Below are 1,021 nucleotides of genomic sequence, written 5' to 3'. Positions count from 1 at the left end.
CTCGGCGTGCGGGTCCTCGGCCCTGGCGGCCTGTGTCGCCGTGATCGCCTCGGGGGAGAAGCCCATCTTCGCGGCGCGCATCGTGTGCGCCGAAACGCAGTAGTCGCAGCCGTTGTCGGCGGCGATCAGGAGGGCGAGCTGCTCGCGGGTACGGGCGTCGAGCGTGCCCGCCGTCAACGCGTCTCGCAGGCGCAGATACCCCCGTAGGGTGGCCGGGCTGTTCGCCATGGCGGCGTAGAGATTCGGCACCCGGCCCAGTTGCCGCCGGACTTCGGTGAGCAGTTCGCCCTGCTCGGCATCGGCGGTGTCGGTGGAGAGAAGAGGCAGTCGGGACATGGTGCGCTCCAAGGATGTTCGACAACGGTACTGATCGGTACCGAGTCGTGACGGTACCGATCGGTTCCGTCTCGGTCAATCAACTCGGTACCGATCGTTTCCGTTCTGGTACGGTGAGCGCATGGCGACACAGGCCAAGCAGCGGTTGCTCAACACCGCCGAGGAGTTGTTCTACGCGGAGGGCATCCGCGCCGTCGGAATCGATCGGCTGCTCCAGGAGTCCGGCGTCGGCCGCGCTTCCTTCTACCGCCACTTCGCGAGCAAAGACGACCTGGTCGTCGCCGTCCTCGAAGACCGTGACCGCCGCTGGCTGGACTGGCTGCGCACCTCCGTCGAAGCCGTCGACGACCCCGCAGCCCGCCCCATGGCCGTCTTCACCGCACTCGCACAACGCTTCGCCCGCAACGATTTCCGCGGCTGCGCCTTCATCAACACGATGATCGAGGTCGCCGACCCCACGGCCCCCGCCCACCAGGCAGCCGACCGCCACAAGCGCCGCGTCATCGCCTACCTCACCGAATTGCTCACCGCCGCAGACCAACCCGACCCCGACACCCTCGCCCCCGAACTGGCCCTGCTCATCGACGGCGCCATCGTCACCGCCGTCCGCGAGAACTCCCCAGCCGCCGCCGACCGCGCCGCCACCATCGCTGCGAAACTCCTGTCCTGAGCAGTAGTACTCAGG

Annotated in this window: 2 protein-coding genes; one reads left to right on the top strand and one right to left on the bottom strand. The window is 68.0% G+C overall.

Annotated features, from left to right (window positions below; genetic code table 11):
• A partial coding sequence (locus tag ACWDNU_RS47195; protein ID WP_449673626.1) for a carboxymuconolactone decarboxylase family protein occupies positions 1-336 on the bottom strand: 336 nt, incomplete at its 3' end.
• A gap of 121 nt (positions 337-457) precedes the next feature.
• Between ACWDNU_RS47195 and ACWDNU_RS47190 the strand changes: the two genes are divergently transcribed.
• Positions 458-1,006 carry a TetR/AcrR family transcriptional regulator gene (locus ACWDNU_RS47190; RefSeq protein ID WP_355283566.1) on the top strand — a complete coding sequence of 183 codons (549 nt, stop codon included), beginning with the start codon at positions 458-460 and terminating at the stop codon, positions 1,004-1,006.
• Positions 1,007-1,021 lie beyond the last annotated feature (15 nt).

It is taken from the genome of Amycolatopsis sp. NPDC003676, from assembly GCF_053587275.1.
The sequence above is the reverse complement of the archived record's forward strand: the minus strand, read 5'-3'. Positions and strand labels throughout refer to the sequence as shown.

What these genes read in the sequence shown, in the direction of transcription:
- ACWDNU_RS47190 (WP_355283566.1), top strand. Translation starts at nt 458, where the DNA reads ATGGCGACACAGGCCAAGCAGCGGTTGCTCAACACCGCCGAGGAGTTG.